16 protein-coding genes and 1 riboswitch are annotated in these 18,832 nt (G+C 43.9%); of the genes, 4 read left to right on the top strand and 12 right to left on the bottom strand.

The genetic code is table 11. From position 1 onward, the window contains the following. The first annotated feature begins 153 nt into the window (after positions 1 to 153). Entirely contained in the window at positions 154 to 906 is a 753-nt protein-coding gene (locus A9260_RS09025) for a formylglycine-generating enzyme family protein (protein ID WP_373604473.1), read from the top strand. Positions 907 to 954: 48 nt separating this feature from the next. Next, complete coding sequence (locus A9260_RS09020) at positions 955 to 2,652, top strand: alkaline phosphatase family protein (protein ID WP_068698283.1); 1,698 nt, start codon at positions 955 to 957, stop codon at positions 2,650 to 2,652. Between the two features lie 14 nt (positions 2,653 to 2,666). On the opposite strand, the gene A9260_RS09015 is transcribed toward A9260_RS09020, so the two are convergent. The 3 genes from A9260_RS09015 to thiC form a co-directional block, all read right to left on the bottom strand. Next, on the bottom strand, positions 2,667 to 2,981 hold the full coding sequence (locus tag A9260_RS09015; protein ID WP_068698233.1) for a helix-turn-helix domain-containing protein: 315 nt from the start codon (positions 2,979 to 2,981) through the stop codon (positions 2,667 to 2,669). Continuing rightward, positions 2,968 to 3,300, bottom strand: coding sequence for a type II toxin-antitoxin system RelE/ParE family toxin (locus tag A9260_RS09010; protein ID WP_068698280.1), 333 nt, complete (start codon positions 3,298 to 3,300; stop codon positions 2,968 to 2,970). Before A9260_RS09010 ends, A9260_RS09015 begins: the two co-directional genes overlap by 14 nt. A gap of 156 nt (positions 3,301 to 3,456) precedes the next feature. Then, positions 3,457 to 5,400, bottom strand: coding sequence for a phosphomethylpyrimidine synthase ThiC (gene thiC / locus A9260_RS09005; RefSeq protein ID WP_068698231.1), 1,944 nt, complete (start codon positions 5,398 to 5,400; stop codon positions 3,457 to 3,459). A 199-nt stretch (positions 5,401 to 5,599) separates the two neighbouring features. Continuing rightward, positions 5,600 to 5,698: riboswitch (TPP riboswitch) on the bottom strand. 265 nt (positions 5,699 to 5,963) lie between these two features. Between thiC and A9260_RS09000 the strand changes: the two genes are divergently transcribed. After that, positions 5,964 to 6,284: a hypothetical protein gene (locus tag A9260_RS09000; RefSeq protein WP_068698229.1), complete on the top strand. Its 321-nt coding sequence runs from the start codon at positions 5,964 to 5,966 to the stop codon at positions 6,282 to 6,284. Between the two features lie 131 nt (positions 6,285 to 6,415). On the opposite strand, the gene A9260_RS08995 is transcribed toward A9260_RS09000, so the two are convergent. From A9260_RS08995 to A9260_RS08965, 7 genes are read right to left on the bottom strand one after another with little or no spacing between them, the layout of a single operon-like run. Continuing rightward, positions 6,416 to 7,324 (bottom strand): LysR family transcriptional regulator, encoded by a 909-nt coding sequence (locus A9260_RS08995; protein WP_068698227.1) that lies wholly within the window; start codon positions 7,322 to 7,324, stop codon positions 6,416 to 6,418. A 6-nt stretch (positions 7,325 to 7,330) separates the two neighbouring features. Then, entirely contained in the window at positions 7,331 to 8,830 is a 1,500-nt protein-coding gene (locus A9260_RS08990) for a BatD family protein (RefSeq protein WP_068698225.1), read from the bottom strand. A 3-nt stretch (positions 8,831 to 8,833) separates the two neighbouring features. After that, positions 8,834 to 10,540, bottom strand: coding sequence for a VWA domain-containing protein (locus A9260_RS08985; RefSeq protein WP_068698223.1), 1,707 nt, complete (start codon positions 10,538 to 10,540; stop codon positions 8,834 to 8,836). Then, a complete protein-coding gene (locus A9260_RS08980) occupies positions 10,533 to 11,711 on the bottom strand; it encodes a VWA domain-containing protein (RefSeq protein ID WP_082957101.1) in 1,179 nt (392 codons plus the stop codon). The genes A9260_RS08985 and A9260_RS08980 overlap by 8 nt, the downstream gene beginning before the upstream one ends. Further along, positions 11,701 to 12,258: a DUF4381 domain-containing protein gene (locus A9260_RS08975; RefSeq protein ID WP_068698220.1), complete on the bottom strand. Its 558-nt coding sequence runs from the start codon at positions 12,256 to 12,258 to the stop codon at positions 11,701 to 11,703. The genes A9260_RS08980 and A9260_RS08975 overlap by 11 nt, the downstream gene beginning before the upstream one ends. Further along, positions 12,255 to 13,193: a DUF58 domain-containing protein gene (locus A9260_RS08970; RefSeq protein WP_068698218.1), complete on the bottom strand. Its 939-nt coding sequence runs from the start codon at positions 13,191 to 13,193 to the stop codon at positions 12,255 to 12,257. The genes A9260_RS08975 and A9260_RS08970 overlap by 4 nt, the downstream gene beginning before the upstream one ends. A gap of 18 nt (positions 13,194 to 13,211) precedes the next feature. Further along, entirely contained in the window at positions 13,212 to 14,231 is a 1,020-nt protein-coding gene (locus A9260_RS08965; protein ID WP_068698216.1) for an AAA family ATPase, read from the bottom strand. A 388-nt stretch (positions 14,232 to 14,619) separates the two neighbouring features. Between A9260_RS08965 and A9260_RS08960 the strand changes: the two genes are divergently transcribed. Then, entirely contained in the window at positions 14,620 to 16,188 is a 1,569-nt protein-coding gene (locus A9260_RS08960) for an arylsulfatase (protein ID WP_068698214.1), read from the top strand. Between the two features lie 56 nt (positions 16,189 to 16,244). Here A9260_RS08960 and A9260_RS08955 read toward each other — a convergent pair whose 3' ends face one another. Together A9260_RS08955 and A9260_RS08950 are read right to left on the bottom strand one after the other, a co-directional pair. Further along, positions 16,245 to 16,637, bottom strand: coding sequence for a cytochrome c-type biogenesis protein (locus tag A9260_RS08955; RefSeq protein WP_373604472.1), 393 nt, complete (start codon positions 16,635 to 16,637; stop codon positions 16,245 to 16,247). A gap of 26 nt (positions 16,638 to 16,663) precedes the next feature. After that, positions 16,664 to 18,760 carry a heme lyase CcmF/NrfE family subunit gene (locus A9260_RS08950; RefSeq protein WP_082957100.1) on the bottom strand — a complete coding sequence of 699 codons (2,097 nt, stop codon included), beginning with the start codon at positions 18,758 to 18,760 and terminating at the stop codon, positions 16,664 to 16,666. Positions 18,761 to 18,832: the final 72 nt, after the last annotated feature.

Below are 18,832 nucleotides of genomic sequence, written 5' to 3'. Positions count from 1 at the left end.
GTTATACAAAGCGCTTGTTATTGCGCTTATAACCATTTGGAAAGTGGTTAATTGTTATACTGGCGACTGACTAGCATTGATTTGAGATTGACTATGAACCTGCCTTTAAAGACTGCTCGCCCGCTTTTAGCAAGGACGCTAGTAACTATCACTATGCTGGCAACCAGCATAGTAGTATTAACAGGATGTTCGATAGCCCCGCCTCACCCAATCGTGGCAAAAATAGAAGCTGATATGATTTTAGTGGAAGGTGGTAGCTTTATTATGGGGTCAAATTCGCAACATGCTAATGCCTCAGAGCAACCGGCTCATGAAGTCACTGTTGATGACTTTTATATCTCTAAATTTGAAGTTACCCAGTCGTTATTTGAAGAGGTCATGGGACCTTCGCGAAGCTTTTTTAAAGACCCTCAAATTCCCGTCAATAACTTGAGTTGGCAACAAGCGTATTTCTTTATTGAACGACTTAACGAGCTAACGGGGCAACACTATCGCCTGCCGACAGAAGCGGAGTGGGAATTTGCCGCCATTGGGGGCAATCAGTCACAAGGGTATGCTTATAGTGGTTCAAACAATATTGATGATGTGGCGTGGTTTTCGGGCAATGCTAATAACCAAGCACACCGCGTTGGACAAAAGAAACCCAATGAATTAGGTCTTTATGATATGACCGGTAATGTTGGCGAATTTACCATTGATGCCTTTGAGAGCACCTTCTATCGCAACTCTCCTACCCATAACCCAAGTAACGAGCAGCACACCGACATCAAACTCGCTCATAAGTCAGTACGTGGTGGCAGCTTTGCTTATGCTCAAGATGAGTCTGAGAATTTTAGACGCGATTTTGCCAGCCAAACCATCATTATGTCTGACATGGGTTTACGCCTTGTAAGAGACGCACGTTAATCCTTTTAATAGTGAGTAGCTCCTATGAACAAACGTTCCATTAGCTTGATGATTGGATTAACGGCTTTAAGTTTAAGCGTTCTTAGCACAATAGCCGTTGCCCGAGACAACGCGCCCAAACTGGTATTACAAATTACCGTAGATGGTCTTCGAGGCGATCTGCTTGAGCGATACAAGCACAACTTTGCTCAAGGTGGCTTTCGCTATCTAATGGATGAGGGTGTTTACTACAATAACGCTCACTATCAACACAGCAATACTGAAACGATTGTCGGACATGTCTCCCTTGCCACAGGTGCGCCGCCATCGGTGCATGGCATGGTAGGCAATGTTTGGTACGACAGAGGACTTGAGCGCCTTGTTTACAATGTAGAAGATGGCGATTACCAAATGCTCAGCCGCAATGCTGGCGTCAATGCTGGCGTCAATCAAGAAACTGAAATAGATCCCACTCAGCGTACTGCCAAACAAGACGGTCGCTCTCCTGTGCCTATGTTAGTCTCCACCTTTAGTGATGAGTTGTCGGTTTCTAACAACGGCCAATCTAAAGTGTTTAGTGTTTCAGTCAAAGACCGAGGCGCGATTTCATTAGCCGGACATACTGGTAAAGCATTCTGGCTCTCAAAAGGCAGCTCTGAGTTTGTCACCAGTGATTATTATTATCAGCAGTACCCTACATGGGTTAATCAATGGAATGAGAAGAAACTGCCTGAAACGTATTCAAAAAAACGCTGGGAGCTTTCGTTAGATAGAAATAACTACACGCTAGAAGAGCGAGACCAACAACATAAATTTGACTTAGCCGGCTTTAAACGAACCTTCCCGCACCCTTATGGCCCGGCAAGCTACCCCTATTACTCGACTATGCTCACCATTAGCCCAGCAGGTGATGAAATTACCGCAGACTTTGCGAAAACTTTACTCCAACAAGAGCAACTGGGCAGTAACAATGTCACCGATTACCTAGCTATTAGCTTTTCATCTAACGACTATGTTCTGCATCTTTATGGCCCTTCAAGCCTAGAAGCAGAAGATAATTTAGTTCGCCTTGATAGAACCTTGGCAGACCTATTTGAGCACATTGATCACTCTATCGGTTTGGATAACACATTGATTGTATTATCCGCCGATCACGGCGCGCCAGAAGCCTCACCCGTTGCCGCTTCACTGGGCTTAAAACGAGCAAACTATTTTGATAAGAAGACTTTGCTGACCGAGCAATTAAAACAACGACTTGCCAAGCAGTTCTCTGTGGATGAAGAGATCATTCGTCTATACGCACAGCCATACGTTTATCTTAATCATGATTTAATTAAACAAAACAACCTCAATCTCGCCGAGTTGCAAACCGCGATTGCTGAAGAAGTGATGAAGATTGAAGGCGTGGCATACGCGATAACCAGTAATGATGTTGCTAGCGGTCGACTGGTAGATTCTCATATCAATAAACTGGTCAGCAATAACTATCACCCCAACCGTTCTGGCGACGTGTATTTAGTCTTTGCTCCTCGTACTTACATTAACGATATGGATGGGCTAACCGTTGCCTCCACTCATGGCTCGCCATGGCGCTACGATACGCACGTACCCGTCATCTTTGCTGGGTACAATATGAAAGCTCAGCAAGTTTCAAGGGCCATAACTCCCTATGACATCGCACCAACACTCTCTAACACACTCGGCATTACTCATCCCAGTGGCAGCACCGGTGAGGTGTTAAAAGAAGTGACGTTTTCTAGGGATTAGGGTACTTACTGCTGTTAAAGTTCAGCAATGTGCGAGAGCGTTTCTGGATGACGTTGTACTAATTTAAGAAGGGTCACAGCTTGCCCATTTGGTGCACTGCGGCCTTGCTCCCAGTTTTCTAATGTACGAGATGATGTGTGTAGTAGACGAGCAAATACACCACGAGACATATTAAATTGCTCACGGATAGTGACAATTTCGTCTGGTGAAATATCCAACTCACTCATATTATTGACTTCATAAGTCCTTAATGTAAGTTTGCCTTGTGAATGTTCTTTGGCTTCAACAAGAGCTGAACTTAATTCTGTAAACAAATCACGACTGCTCATATCGCCACGCCTCCATAAAACTTTTTAATTGTTTCTTTTGATCTGCGGTCAAGTCTGACATTTGATTCTTCCCATAAATAGTCAGTAAATAAAAACGTCGCATTTCATCAAGGAAATAATAGATAACTCGTGAGCCACCTCGCTTTCCCTTTCCTTTGCTAGAAACTCGAATTTTCCGCAAACCACCCGTACCTTGAATGACGTCACCCTGTTTAGGATTCGACATCAACTCAGCCTGAAAAAGCCTAAACTCCTCATCGCTAAGATATTCATTTCGGTACTTTTCAAATATGCTTGATTCAACAAATACGCTTTTCATTATCGAATTATACGCAAGTAACGTATGGATAGCAAAAATATACGTTATCTGCGTATGTTTTAACACTAAAGGCGACTGCCAAACAAGTCAGTCGCCTTAGCTTTTATCACTTTAAAGTTTCACTTTAATATCAATAATTAAAGCACTGGCTCTCAGTTAGTTATTACTGCCTTCAAGCTCTGGTTTAGCGTGATATAGCTCTGAGCCTGTGTCTAAAAATTCTTGAGATTTTTGACGCATTCCTTCTAATGGATTATCCAGCATTTTGATTTCTAGAGCTTGATCCATTGCGACCTGTTTAGAGTCTTTGGCATATTCTCGCACTTCTTGTGAGATTTTCATTGAGCAGAATTTAGGGCCACACATGGAGCAAAAATGAGCTACTTTTCCTGACTCTTGGGGTAAGGTTTCATCGTGAAATGAACGTGCGGTTTCTGGATCAAGAGATAAGTTAAACTGATCTTCCCAGCGAAATTCAAAACGCGCTTTAGATAGCGCATTATCTCGAATTTGCGCGCCCGGATGACCTTTGGCTAGATCGGCGGCATGCGCCGCGAGTTTATAAGTAATTAAACCGGTTTTTACATCTTCTTTATTAGGTAGTCCAAGGTGCTCTTTTGGCGTCACGTAACACAGCATTGCGCAGCCATACCAACCAATCAACGCTGCGCCAATACCCGATGTAATGTGATCATAACCGGGTGCAATATCGGTCGTAAGTGGGCCTAATGTATAAAATGGCGCTTCGTGACAATGCTCAAGTTGCTCTTCCATATTTTCTTTGATCATATGCATTGGGACATGACCGGGGCCTTCAATGATCACTTGCACGTCATATTCCCAAGCGACTTTAGTCAACTCACCAAGGGTGCGTAACTCGGCAAACTGCGCTTCATCATTCGCATCGGCAATGGAACCCGGGCGCAGTCCGTCACCAAGAGACAATGACACATCGTACTTGGCACAAATCTCACAAATTTCTCTAAAGTGGGTGTAAAGAAAGCTCTCTTGATGATGCGCAAGACACCATTTAGCAATAATAGAGCCGCCGCGAGACACAATACCCGTCACACGTTTTGCCGTCATTGGCACATAACGCAATAACAAGCCTGCATGAATAGTAAAGTAATCGACACCCTGCTCTGCTTGCTCAATTAAGGTGTCACGCATCACTTCCCAATTAAGGTTTTCTGCTACTCCATTTACTTTTTCTAGGGCTTGATACATAGGTACGGTGCCAATGGGCACTGGGCTATTACGCAATATCCACTCTCGAGTTTCATGAATGTTTCGCCCCGTAGAAAGATCCATTACCGTGTCTGCACCCCAACGAGTCGACCAAACTAATTTCTCTACTTCTTCCTCAATGGAAGAGCTCACCGAAGAATTACCAATATTGGCATTAACTTTAACCAAGAAATTACGCCCAATAATCATAGGTTCAGCTTCTGGATGGTTAATATTGGCCGGTATAATGGCGCGACCTTCCGCTACTTCTTTACGCACAAATTCAGGGGTGATTTCTTTAGGCAGATTCGCACCAAAGTGCTGACCTGCATGCTGATGATTAAGCTGTTCATCGGCAAATTTTTGACGCCCCATATTTTCTCGAATCGCAATGTATTCCATCTCAGGGGTAATAATGCCTTGGCGAGCATAATGCAGTTGCGTAACACAGCTATCCCCCACCGCTTTGCGAATTATAGGTAGATTTCCGTAACGCAAATCATCAAGAGTATCATCCTCTAAACGTGTTTTGCTGTAGCTTGAACTCACTGCTTCTAACTGCTCTGTATCTTGGCGCTGCTCAATCCATTGCTCGCGCAATTTAGGCAGTCCAGTATAGAGGTCAATCGTATGCGCGGGATCGGTATACACACCCGAAGTATCATAGACTTGAATTGGCTCATTAGGTTGATAAACAGGGGCCTGTTTGCTGCCTCCAATCAAGCTATCTGCAAGAGTAATTTCTCGCATGGGAACTTGGATACTCGGCTGAGAACCTTGGATATAAAGCTTGCTTGAATTTGGGTATGGCTGAACAGATAACGACTCAATAAAGTGTTGAGCTTCTAGCCTAGATTGTTTACGTGTCGACATAGCATTTTCCATTAATATAAGTTAATAAAATGCTTGGCGGATAGGATGCAACAAGACAGATCATCTCGGTCAATAACGTGTATCAAGTCGATGGTTCAACCCAACGGTTTAACATTCGCTATTTAGCTCAGCTAGTTACAATTTGCTATTAAAGCAAAAGCTTAGAGTTATGATCTGATGATAGAAATCGATGATGTCATGATTTCTACTCTTTGTTCCCTTCGCAGGTATTAGCCTGATCAGGTTCAACGGATCCCGTATTAACGGTCTCAGCCTTATGGCACTCCGACAAGTAACGCGAGTATAACCAGACTAAATTGGGAAGAGAAGCTTTACTCACAAATATGCAATCTAAGTCATAGATTATGCAGATTGACAATGAAATAAGCGCAGTTTCATATACTACTTTGTGAGTATTTGTATGATTATTTTTTGATTTGTATGGACGTTTTGAAATTCCAGATCTAGGATGCTTTGTAATTATTTATAGATGGTTATTTGACCATCTATAAGCCAAATAACTTAACATTCACTCTCTACAATTTATCAAGGGGAATTTATCAATGGACACTTCAAAACTAGCAATGCTTAAAAATTCAATCAAAAACGATATTGCCAATGATGAATTAAGCGGGATTAATACACGTTCATTACTGCGCGGTGAAGCAAGTATTATTGAAAGCTACCTCTCTCAAAAAGCAAGAAAGATCGCCAGAGTGACTGGTACCAATGGCACTGACGAAGCAACACTATCTAGTTACCAATCTTTTTTCAGTCAGTTCACCGATCAAATTGAAGCGATTCAACCTATCCCTGCTATCTATCTAGAACGCATGTCATCAATTGTTGGATATCAAACTGCTAAAAACTGGTCTAGCCTATAATCCATTTATTCTTGCCAAATAAAGTTGTCTTCTTGGTATTATTCATAGTGATAATACCAAGAGATTAATGGCACTAAGCTCAAAATCCGTCAAATTAATCACAGCAAAAACCGTCAACTTGTCATACAAGGCTAATCATTAAACATATTTTTTGATACTGACAGTATTTGCGTTCTTAACCACTTATGTCCCGCCTCTGATGTACGGCTTGCATGCCATAACATGCAAATATCTTCTGAAATCTCCACAAACGGCGCCTCCAATACTTGAATGGGATACAAAGACTCCATCTGTTTAAGCATCGAATTAGGAAACAAAGCAATATAATCGGTACTCGATACCACGGGTAATACCTCTAATATGCCTGGTGAGCGGTACACTATTTTGCGTTTATTGGGCTCTGGAAAATGATGGTTGGATAAAAACGAGCTGCGACTTTGCCAGCGAGAAACGGCAATATGCTCTTCTTGTAAAAACGCTTCTACTGTTATCGCGCCGCTTAATCGTGGGTGATCTTTTCTTACAATCGCTCTGATACTTTCCGTGCCTAACTTTTCTACTTTTAAAGAGGTCTTTTCGGTCGGTCTCATATCCAGAACTAAATCGTAACGCTGCAAACGCAAATCAGATTCATGATCTTCGGTAAACAGAGGATGTACGTCTAGATCGATGTTTGGCGCAAGGCTTTTCACTTTTTTGAGCAGCTCTGGCATCAATTGATAACCGACCAAAGTGATACAAGCAATAGAGAAAATACGCTCCGACACTTTAGGGTCAAAATCGCGAGTAGCAGTCAAAGTGGAAGTGAAGTTTTTAAATGACGCCGATAACGCTGGATAAATATCGGTGGCAAAAGTCGTCGGCTTAACCCCGGCAGGGCTTCGATGAAACAATGGATCATCATAAATCTCACGAAGACGTTTCAGCGCTTTGCTTACCGCAGGTTGGCTCACCCCTAAACGGTTGGCCGCTTTTGACATACTGCTTTCTTCATAAACCGCCACAAAGAAAGGAATCAAATTAAGCTCAGTACTTTTCATTGGGTTTTATTTATCCTTTATTTGAGACTTATGCTTTTGAAACTTATGTTTTTGAAGCTTAAGTACATGAAACTTAGCTGCATGAAACTTAACTGATTGATAACGTAGGTTAATTTCATCCAACTGTGGTAACGCGCGATCGCGATAACGATGCCATAAATAGCGAATCGAACCATGACACGGCAATCCACCACAGGACAGCCTTGAGTATTGGCGTTGACTCAGAAGGCTAATTTGTAGCCACAATATCCAGCCTCGAAAAAAACCACCGATAGAGTGAAAGCAAGTCGTTGGCGCTTGTATCACCTTAGCTAACGCTTGCCATTCATCAGAGCTAGATAACGCTCCCATTTGCAAATGGCCGCTTTTTGTTCTGAGATGCAAGTACAATGCACTTCTCACCTCACTGTTATGTCCTTGGCTTAATACACAAGCAAAATGCCACCAGCTTGGTCGTGGCCTTGTTTGATAATAGCGCCATATAAACCAACTGATAGCCAACAATGAGCTTATGCTTATTAAAACAGCTAAAAGGTATCCTTTATAGTAGTTCAACCAAGAACTTAGAGTATGCGCGACTTTAAATGTGTTTCCTTTAAAGGTGAGCTTTTGTAATTTTTCAGTATTTGAGTTCCACCAAAGCACTGAATAATCAGCAAAATGCACTTCCCCGCCGTGCTGTAATACATAGACTTGCTCTTCCACTCTTTTAGCATGATATTGAGTACGGGTTTGCTCATCAAATAACTGCACGGGTTTCGAGTAAACTTGATAACTTTGCGTTGCAGTAGCGCGGTTGTTAGCGGTAACTTGCCCCTGATTAGGCTCATTTAACACAGTTGGAACTAACATGGGTGGAAGTAACACGGATAAGGTATCAGAGGCCGTAACGACAAGGGTTCGCGTAATCACATCCCCTGCTTTAAGCGCATCACTCGACTGCTGCCAATCTTGTGATATTTCAACATTGGGGCTGTTTATCCATGGCAAATCTTGCGTCAAGCGCCCGCTCGGTAAACTGGCATTAAACTTCAAAGCCTTGCTATACAGTGTTCCAGCCACATTATGCCTAGAATCCACTGAAACTTGAGCATTGACGGCTACAGGCGGGACAACAAAGCTACCAACATTTTGCGCAAATAAGTTGATCTGCCAAAGCTGTACTGACCACGTTTGTCCATTTCTACGTTCAGCATAATTCACCGCTAATTGAGAGCGCTGCTTAACAATCACATTCGGTATTTCAGGAAGCGTTATTCTAGTACCCGCGGTAAACCATCTTGGTGTGGACAGTTCGATATACAAAGTCACTGGCTGATTGACTGAAGTTTCTAAACGGGTATTGACGTTTTGCTCGCCTTCATTTTGCTTTTCAAGCCACGTTTTTATCTTAATGTCACCACTTCGTTGCAACGCAAGCATGTCACTGGCGTAACTGAGTGAGGAAAAACTTAAAGCAACCACCGCCAAAGCAAGCGCGGCGCAATACCACAATCGATTCATCATCGGCTACTCCTTCGTTTTATGCTGGTTGAGTTGGCTGTAAAACTTGGCGCGCAGAAAGTATTTTGGATCAGACTCGACGCGGCGCAGCCATTTATCCGCCAGTTCATCACTGCCTAAAATTTCGTTCGCATTGAGCGTTTCTTTGAGCATCATTTGCTCAACCGCAGTATCTTCTGCTCCATCTCCTGTCTGCGGATTATCCCCAAGTTCGATGGAATCTTCCGCGCCATCTGTCGTGCCTGCCTGACTTTCACTTAACCTATTAACTTCATCGATAATACCCTGCATAACCTGCAAATTATGTTGAATATCACTTTTAAGTTCTATGGATAACGGCCATGTTTTTTGCTCTAACAAGTACTGAAACACATCTCTTGCTTTTAAATACTCACGCTGCCTTGCTAGCGCGTTAGCGGCGTAAAATAACGATAATGCCGACTCAACATTAATAAACTGAGCATGAGCCAGTGGGTATTCCCCTGCGTAGTAATAGGCGATGCCTTTACTTAAAGGATTTTGAAAATGAATGGCCGCTTGCAGGTAGTCTTGTTGGTTAAAGTACCACTGCCCTTGTTGGTCTGGGGTTAACCAAAGGTTCATCCAAGATTGTGCAAGCGTATCCCAGGTTGTGATTTTCTCTGCCTGCACCGTAGTGTCAGCAAAATGAGTTTGCGTCGTCGCATAAACGGGCAGTGACAGCAATGGCGTGGCGATAAACCCAATCAATACCCACTGTACTAGCCAGCCTTTTCTAAACCACAATAACAACAGTAAGGCGATAGGCAGCAATAAGTAGTAACCCATATCTTGCCAAGGCATTGCCGATTCACTATTAAGCCTCATGTGTCTTTCGATGGCTTTGTTTAATCCTTCAACATCGGCATCATCAATGCTCACAACTTCAATACTGCCACCGCTTTGCCGAGCCAAACGTTTTAAGGAATTGAGATCCATCGGATTATTGCTTTGTAGCCGTTGATTACCTACTGCTAATATCAATAACTGATGATGGCTTTGAGCAAAGTAATCACTTAACGCATCTAGGCTATCTGGGGTTACGCCGTCACTGATAAGCAATACCGTACTTGCCGATTCATCAATAAGCTGTGTCTGCACTAGATCGATGATGCTAGCGGCATTTTTACCGGCAATGGGCATAATGCTGGGATCAATGGCGTTTAAAAAAGGTAGAAATACCGAGCTGTCTTTGGTCAACGGCATGGCCAAATGCGCAGAGCCAGCAAACACCACCAGCCCCGTTTGTCCGCCACTACGCAGTTTTAATAAATCTTGTATTTTTTGCTTTGAGCGTTCCAGTCTATTTGGCGGCAAGTCCTCATTTAGCATGGAACTGCTGTTATCTAGCGCAATCAGCAGCGAAGCTTTATCTTCTCCAAAGGGAGATGGGCTACGTTGCCATGTCGGTCCTGCGCATATCAAGATGGCAAGTAACATCACCACAAATAGAAATTTCAGCGGAAGCTGTTTGCGCCAACCTAAATCATCAATGGTTAATGCTTCGGTTAAATGCTTGGGTAAGTGCCCCTGTTGGCGATCAGCCGAATCGAGTTTCCAGCGCGCACAAACTACGGCTATGAGTGGCACTAATGCCAGTAACCATAGTGGCCTAATAAAATGAAATTGGCTGCTCATCTGTTGCCACGCTAACCAATCAAATAAATCCAAATCGAGAGAGATAGAATCAAGCATGAGGCTTCTCCTGCTTTTGCTTGTTATCTACTGCTACCCTGCGCGCCGTTATTAATCTAGGACCTGTTATTAATCTGTGCTCCGTTATTAACCTATGCGCAGTGCTAATCAAAAACGCCAACAGATACCAAAAGACCAGCAACATGATTGGATAAGCATGTACGCTGGTTTTAGGTCGATACGTCGTGCTTTCGTACAGCTCTGGTTCTATCTCATCAATTTTTTGGTATGCAAGATCAAGGGCTTGCCTGTCTATTGCGTGAAATGCTTCACCTCCAGATTCACTGGCAATGCGCTCAATCGTGCGCATGTCCAGCGCTTGCTCACCGATAGTGGTAGGATCGCCAATCGCAATAACATGAATTTTAACCTGCTTAGCATTGGCAACCTTAGCCGCATCAATAGGCTCAACAAAACTGCCGGTATCATTACCATCGGTTAAGACAATCACTAATCGTTCCCGCTTTGTTTTTGTTTGAGCTTGTGCTTGTGCTTGTGCTGAGTATTTCGCTTGTTGTAAATTTTGCGCTTGCTGCGGATTCTGCTCTTGATAACTGCTATCAAACACTTTTATCGCAAGGCCCATCGCATCGCCTAAATGAGTGCTAGCGCCTGCCATGCCCACTTCTGTTTGCTGTAAAAGCGCTAACCATACCCTCTGATCAGCAGTAAAAGGGGTTTGTACAAAGGCGGCATCACCAAACAAAATCAGACCTAATCGGTCACCCTTGCGCGACAATGCAAAGGTCGTTAACACTTCTTTCACCGCATCAAGCCTTGAGACTGTATCGCCATTTTGTGAAGTAAAATCGCGCTCTTGCATTGAACCGGAAAGATCGACCACCACCATCACATCTCGCCCAAGTTGCTCTCGGGTTTGTGGCTCGCCAAGTATCGTAGGTTTGCATAACGCAATAATCACCAAACACCAACACAGGACTAAGGTGCATCTTTGCCAAAGTGAAGGGCGAAGTTGACTCGCCCCTTGTGTAGGCGTTTCGCCTAATGCTTTGATTAATAAATTAAAAAATGGCACTTTAATTGCCGATTGAGACGTGCGATATGCTGGAATGAACCACAACACCAAGAGTGGTAACGGTAAAGCCAATAGCCATGATGGATGAGCAAATTCTACCGTCGAATTAAGCAGCTGATTAAAATCAAACACCATTAACCTCCGCACTGAGATTAGCCCCATCACTATGATGATTTTTCAGCCAAAACTGGCAATCTTGCATCAACTCATGCAGATCGACCTCATGCAGATCAACAGAGCTTAACGCCGGCTGAACAAGAAGTGATTGAGGCCAGTGAGCCCATTTATCGGCAAATTTCATATTCGTTAAATGCATTTGTGCATCTAACGACACAAGAAACTGATCACCATGAAACGAGCGCGCATCACTATTTACAATGCACAGCACTGACTTCATTACCCGGTGCATGTCATACGAGATCTGCATACACGCCGCGCTATTATCCGCGTTATTGGCAAGGGATTTGTCTATCAATCTAAGGCTTACTAGCGCCTCTCTTCGATAACGATTGTGCCAATAAATTTTGACCCGTTTGACTGTCCAAAACATCACAAAAACGATGAAAACGAATGCCAGTATTTTCCAACCTAAAGTCTGCGGATACCAACTCACCGATGACGGCGTTGCGACATCGACAATGTTTCGCAGCATATAACTTTGGGGAGGCGAATGAATTGTCATTGAGCCACCCCCATTGCGCGCTGAAACTGCGCTAAATGATCACCTGAGGTATCAAGTTGTAGCAGTGGTAAACCCTTGGTCGCCATCAGTTTCAGCAATTGTTTTTGTTTCATTGTCTGAGATTGCTGCAAGCTGTGATTGGCGATTTTTATCTTTCGTTGTTCACTGATATCCAGCTGATGACTGCCATCCCCTACCACCCATTTTGCTTGACTCGGTAATTGTTGCTCTAGAGCATCAGAAATGAATACCGTCAAAACATCATTATGGATTTGCAGCTGTTTGAGTCGGTTAAGATCTGACTCGTTCGCGCCTTGCCAGTCACTCAATACAATAATGGTTGAGCCCTTACTCGCCACTTGTGTCAATACCTTCATAAATTGTTGAAAAGACACATTATTCGAATCTTGAGAAGCGACATTTAAGGATTGGTTCGCCTGCGCTAAACCTTGTAATCGATGAAGAAGGTGCGCCCGGCTTCGCTGAGGTTTATGCCAATCAATACTGGTCGGTTTGGCAATCACAAACCCAACACGATCACTGTCTTTAAGCACTCGCCATGCACTTAACGCAGCCAGTTCTGCCGCAACCACCGATTTCATGATCTCGACAGAGGAAAAAAACAAGCTTGATCTCTGATCAACACAGATAATGACATTGCGGTCTTTTTCTTCGGTATAGGCACGTACATGAGGCTTACCAGTACGCATGGTGACCTTCCAATCAAGGTTCCGAATGTCATCGCCACGTTGGTAGTGACGCAATTCTTCAAAATTTAAACCTCGACCACGAAACAGCGATTGGTGACGACCAGATAAAAGGGTGCCCGCTTTAAGCTGAGGCAAAAATGAAAAGGCATTAACCTGCCCTTGCAGTTTGACCAAGCCACTGTAACTGCAATAAATACGTGAATCCGTTAATAGGTTAGAGCTCATATCACTGTCTCCACGTCTTTAGCCAATGACGACATGATCAAGCAATTCATCCATAATTTGACGGCTAGAAATCCCTTCTGCCAAAGCGTCATAACTTTGAGTATGTCGATGACCCAATACGCCATGAGCAACGGCGCGAATGTCATCCGGTTCGACATAATTTCGACCTTTGAGCCACGCATAAGCACGTGAACATTTATCCAAAGCAATAGTGGCACGAGGGCTTGCGCCAACTTGAATCCAGCGAGATAAGTGTGAGTGCGGGTAACGCTCAGGACAGCGCGTTGCCATGACCAGCGCCACCATATAATGCTCCGCCATTGGCGACACTTCGACTACGGCAATTTCTTCACGGGCTTGAAGAATCCACTTGGGATCAATCGTTGCGTCAGTTTCAGACGCTATATCAGATGCCTTATCCGCTTGAGGCTTAGTCGATAGGCTTTCTTCAGAGCGCACCAAGCGCATGATGTCCAGTTCTGCCTCATCATCTGGATAATCAACGCTGACTTTAACAATAAAGCGATCCATTTGCGCCTCTGGCAAAGGGTAAGTGCCTTCTTGCTCTATGGGGTTTTGCGTGGCCAGCACCATAAATAATTCGGGCAGTTGGTGGGTCTCATCACTGACGGTAATCGTCCCTTCGGCCATTGCTTCTAGCAGTGCGGCTTGAACCTTGGCTGGAGCGCGATTAATTTCATCGGCTAATACGATGCTATTAAAAATAGGGCCGGCTTGAAAACGAAGCTGAGGTTTGGCAATTCCACTGTGATCGCTTGCCTCTTGATAGACCTGTGTACCTGTGACATCAGATGGTAATAAATCGGGAGTGAATTGAATTCGGCCAAAAGAAGTATTCAGCGCATCAGCAAGCGCTTTTACTGAGCGGGTCTTGGCAGTCCCAGGAAGTCCCTCTAATAAAACATGCCCATTAGTGAGTAAACCGAGCACCAAAGACTCAACAACATGTCGCTGTCCAACAACGGCTTTCTCGACTTGGGAAATTAACGCTGTTACTGCTTCTTGTGACTGACTCATAAACCCTCCTCAACGATTGAATAGGTCTATTTTACGTCACTCTCACATAACAAAAGGTTATATACGATCATCGTTATTGCGATATTGAATAGGCAAAATGAGGATCTAATACTGACTCTATTTTGCCTATATATTGACTACAAGCAGGGGAATTTTACTGCATGAATCACCCTACATTACTAATGGTTATAGTCTCTATAAAGCGACAATCACTAGATTAAGAATTTACAGTATGCCCAACAACAGTTTGGATAAGTGTTTTGCTATCACTTGCGACTGGGCATGATATCTATTGAGCATTATTTATTCTGAAAATAGTCTCTATAGAGCCGCCGCCTACGTCACTGAACTGTCGGAATCCTTTTCCCTACAATGTGATGGAGTCTCTATGACTAATCAATTAAGTAAACTGGCGATATCTGCAGGAATGATAGCCGCTTCAGCATCTGCTGTGGCCGCTGACAAGCCCAATATCCTCGCAATCTTTGGCGATGATGTTGGTCTATGGAATATAGGCGCATACAACCAAGGCATGATGGGCTACCAAACCCCAAACATTGACCGTATCGCTAACGAAGGTGCACTCTTTACCGATCACTACGGACAACAATCTTGTACCGCAGGACGCGCCTCTTTCATAACAGGTCAAGAACCTTTCCGAACAGGCCTTCTTACTATTGGTATGCCAGGATCGACTCACGGCATTCCTGATTGGGCTCCAACCATTGCCGACCTTCTTAAAGATCAAGGCTACATGACTGCGCAATTTGGTAAAAACCACTTGGGCGATCAAGATCAGCACTTACCGACTAAACACGGTTTTGATGAGTTCTTTGGCAATCTTTATCACCTAAATGCTGAAGAAGAGCCTGAAACATATTATTACCCGAAAGATCCTGAGTTTCGTAAGAACTACGGTCCGCGCGGCGTCATAAAATCGTACGCGGATGGGCGCATTGAAGACACGGGGCCAATGACTCGTAAGCGCATGGAAACGGCCGATGAAGAGTTCCTAGATTCATCACTCGCGTTCATGGAAAAAGCGGTTAAAGCAGATAAACCTTTCTTTATATGGCATAACTCCACTCGTATGCACGTTTGGACCCGCTTACAAGAAAAATACCAAGGTAAATCAGGCATCAGTATCTATGCTGACGGCATGTTAGAGCATGATGACCACATTGGTGTTTTGTTGGATAAACTCGATGATCTTGGCATTGCTGACAACACTATCGTAATTTACTCAACCGATAACGGCGCAGAAACCGTTTCTTGGCCTGATGGCGGCGCAACACCTTTCCACGGCGAGAAAGGCACCACTTGGGAAGGCGGTATGCGTGTTCCTCAGTTGGTTCGCTGGCCTAACGTCATTAAACCTGGCACTAAAGTTAACGAAATGATGGCGCACCAAGATTGGCTACCGACCATCATGGCAGCGGCCGGAGTTCCAGATGTCAAAGAGAAGCTAGCTAAAGGCTATAACGCCAATGGTAAAGAATGGCGCGTACACATCGATGGTCACAACTTTATGCCTTACTTTGAAGGTAAAGAAGAGCAAGGCCCTCGTGAGTCACTGCTGTATTTCACTGCCAATGGCGAGTTGAATGCAATCCGTTGGCAAGACTGGAAACTGCACTTTGCAACATTAGAAGGCAACATTACCGATGCGGTTCGTTTTGAATCAAACTGGCCTAAAATCATTCACTTGCGTGCTGACCCATTTGAAAAAGCACCGCATGAATCAGGCATGTACCTGCGCTGGATGGCCGATAACATGTGGTTATTTGTCCCAGTTCAAGATGAGTTAGGTAAGTTCTTTGTCACTTTAGACAAGTTCCCACGCCAGCAAGGTCAAATTATAAACCCTGCGGCAATTAGCCAAACGTCTTTGGGTGTAAAAGCGAAACTTGACCAAATTGATACGATGCAACAGCAAATCAATCAGATGCAAAAATAGTTTCTATCTCTTCCTCTAAGAGACTTTGCTCAGCCTTCGGGCTGAGCTTTTTTTGTTTAACTTGAGCGTTTAATGTAGTGAACACTAAAGCCTAGCAATAGTAAGGCAACCAGTATTGGGATTCCCCAAAGCAAGCTATTCTTCCAACTAAACATCGGCCGATATAATACATGCTCGCCATATCTTGCCACCATATACTGCTTGACTTGCTCATCGCTATTACCTTGCTTAATCAATTCAAAAACCCGTAGCCGAATGTCTTTAGCAACCGCAGAGTTAGACTCGATCAAATTTTGGTTTTGACACATTGGGCAGCGCAATGTTTTGGCAAGCTCTATGGCCTGTTTTTGTTGAATTACAGAGTCAAACTGAAAGAGATCCACCGGATGGGAAATTGATTGGTAGCCCGATGCAAATGTCGGTAAACAAAACAGCGCACTGAGCAGCATAATCAGTCCAGCGTTGATTCGCCTTATCATATTTGACACTCCTTGCTGTCTTGCTCGGATGCATTGTCTCGATTATTGACCGATAAGTGGTGACTGCGCTTTCTGCTCAACGCTTCTCTGCACAACTCTTTTCGGCACAAAGCTTCTCTGCACAATAATCCAACACAGGCAAAGATAATCAATAACGCCCCCAAGGCAATCCAACGCACAAATGCTTTAAATTGAATTCTGACGGCATAATGCTGAGTATCAATCTTTTCACCTAGAGTAATGTAAACATCACCATTCCAAAAAGGAGTCAGTGACGGTTCGGTCATATTCATGACTCGAATTGGGTAGTGACGTTTTTCTGGATACGCTTGGTAGATCGTTTGTGGCAATTGCTGTGTCTGATTTATTATTTCAATCACGCCCTGCTCTGCGGTGTAATTAGGCGCAATATGCCATTGGCTACGCAAATATTTAATTTGATAATTGCCAAACTGCACTTCGCTATTTGGCCCCAGTTTTGCGGTAAGCTCATAAGAATAATCACTATTCATACTTGCACCAAATGCCATAATTGCCACCCCAACATGCGCCAGAGAGACTAAATACACTTTATATTTATACACCTGCTTGCGAACGCGAATGCAGCGTAATAGGTGCGTAATACTCATCCAGAGCGTAGCCCAAGTGGTGATGAACGCCCACATTGACCACGAAGCCCCCACTTCACTGTTTTTCTGTGTGTAATAGTAGATGAAGGCAATGGCGAGTAAACCGCTGACCACAGCGCACGTTAAGCCCATTTTAATCGGAAAATTACCGGACTGCGCTTGCCATTTAAGCAGTGGTGCACACCCCATAACGCTTAATGCACCAATGGTTAAAGGGCCAAACAACAGGTTAAAATACGGCGCACCGACGGAAATATTACCTAAGCCAAACAGCTGATAAAGCATCGGGTAAAACGTACCAAGTAATACAATGATCGTCGCCAATAGCAAAAGATTAAGCGATAACAAAATCAAGAAATTCTTGCTAGAGAAGCGGCTAATGGGCTTGGATTTTAAGTGAGGTATTCGCCAAATTAACAACACATAAGCTGAAATAAAAATCACACTTAACATGCCCAATAAAGTGAGACCTTTTCCCGGATCCACAGCAAAGGCATGCACTGAGGTTAAGATCCCCGAACGTACAATAAAAGTCCCTAAAATACTCAAACAGAAGGTGATAATCGCTAATGAAAAGGTCCACAGTTTGAGTTGACCTTGCTTGCGACTTGCCATCACAGAATGCAATAAAGCCGTTGCGGTTAACCAAGGCAATAACGAGGCGTTTTCCACCGGATCCCAGAACCACCAACCGCCCCAACCTAATTCATAATAAGCCCAAGCTGCTCCGACGGCGATCCCTGCACTTAAAAAGATCCATGCAAACAGCGTATGACGTGTCAGGCGATAAAACAGATCACTGTTTTTATCTAAGGTTTTATGGGTTTGATCCTCTTTTGTTTTGTCTACGTTGCTATCGGCAGCAAGCAATGAACCACAAGTGAGCGCCAGTACTGAGGCAAAACCCACATAGCCCACATACAGCAAAGGAGGATGAATAATTAAACCGATATCTTGCAACATTGGGTTGAGATCTCGCCCATAAATAGGCAATACCTCATTTAATGCAAACGGGTTAGACGCAAGTAGCGTAAACCAACTAAATATCGCCACCAGCAATAGCATGATCCAACTGGCGTGATAATCAGCCGCTTTTTGATTCAACTTCGAGACTGCGACGCTCCAACATGCAAGCACCACAACCCAAAACAGCATTGAACCTTGATGTCCGCCCCATGTGGCAGCGATTTTGAAAGGTAAGGCGAGATCAAGATTAGAATTATCGGACACATAGCGAAGAGACATATCATCACTGGCAAAAGCAAAGGCTAATGCCGCAATAGATAAAATAGATGCCAGTAATGTCACAAGCGAAAACGAGCGCACAATAGAAGAGGTCAGTATGCTGTTTTTTGTACCCTGAGCTTTTGCGCCACTAATTAGGGAATACACACCGACGCCAGCACCACTGCTGCTGACTATTGCCGTCAAAATTAAACAAAATAGCCCTAAATTCGCTACCATTTTATACCTTAAAAATATTGCCTAGGTAGCATGCAACGTCATACTACCTAGGGCTTCGGTTATCAACGTGCG

Source organism: Vibrio sp. UCD-FRSSP16_30 (genome assembly GCF_001676025.1).
Taxonomy (GTDB): Bacteria; Pseudomonadota; Gammaproteobacteria; order Enterobacterales; family Vibrionaceae; genus Vibrio.
This window is presented reverse-complemented; position numbering and strand designations above follow the sequence as displayed.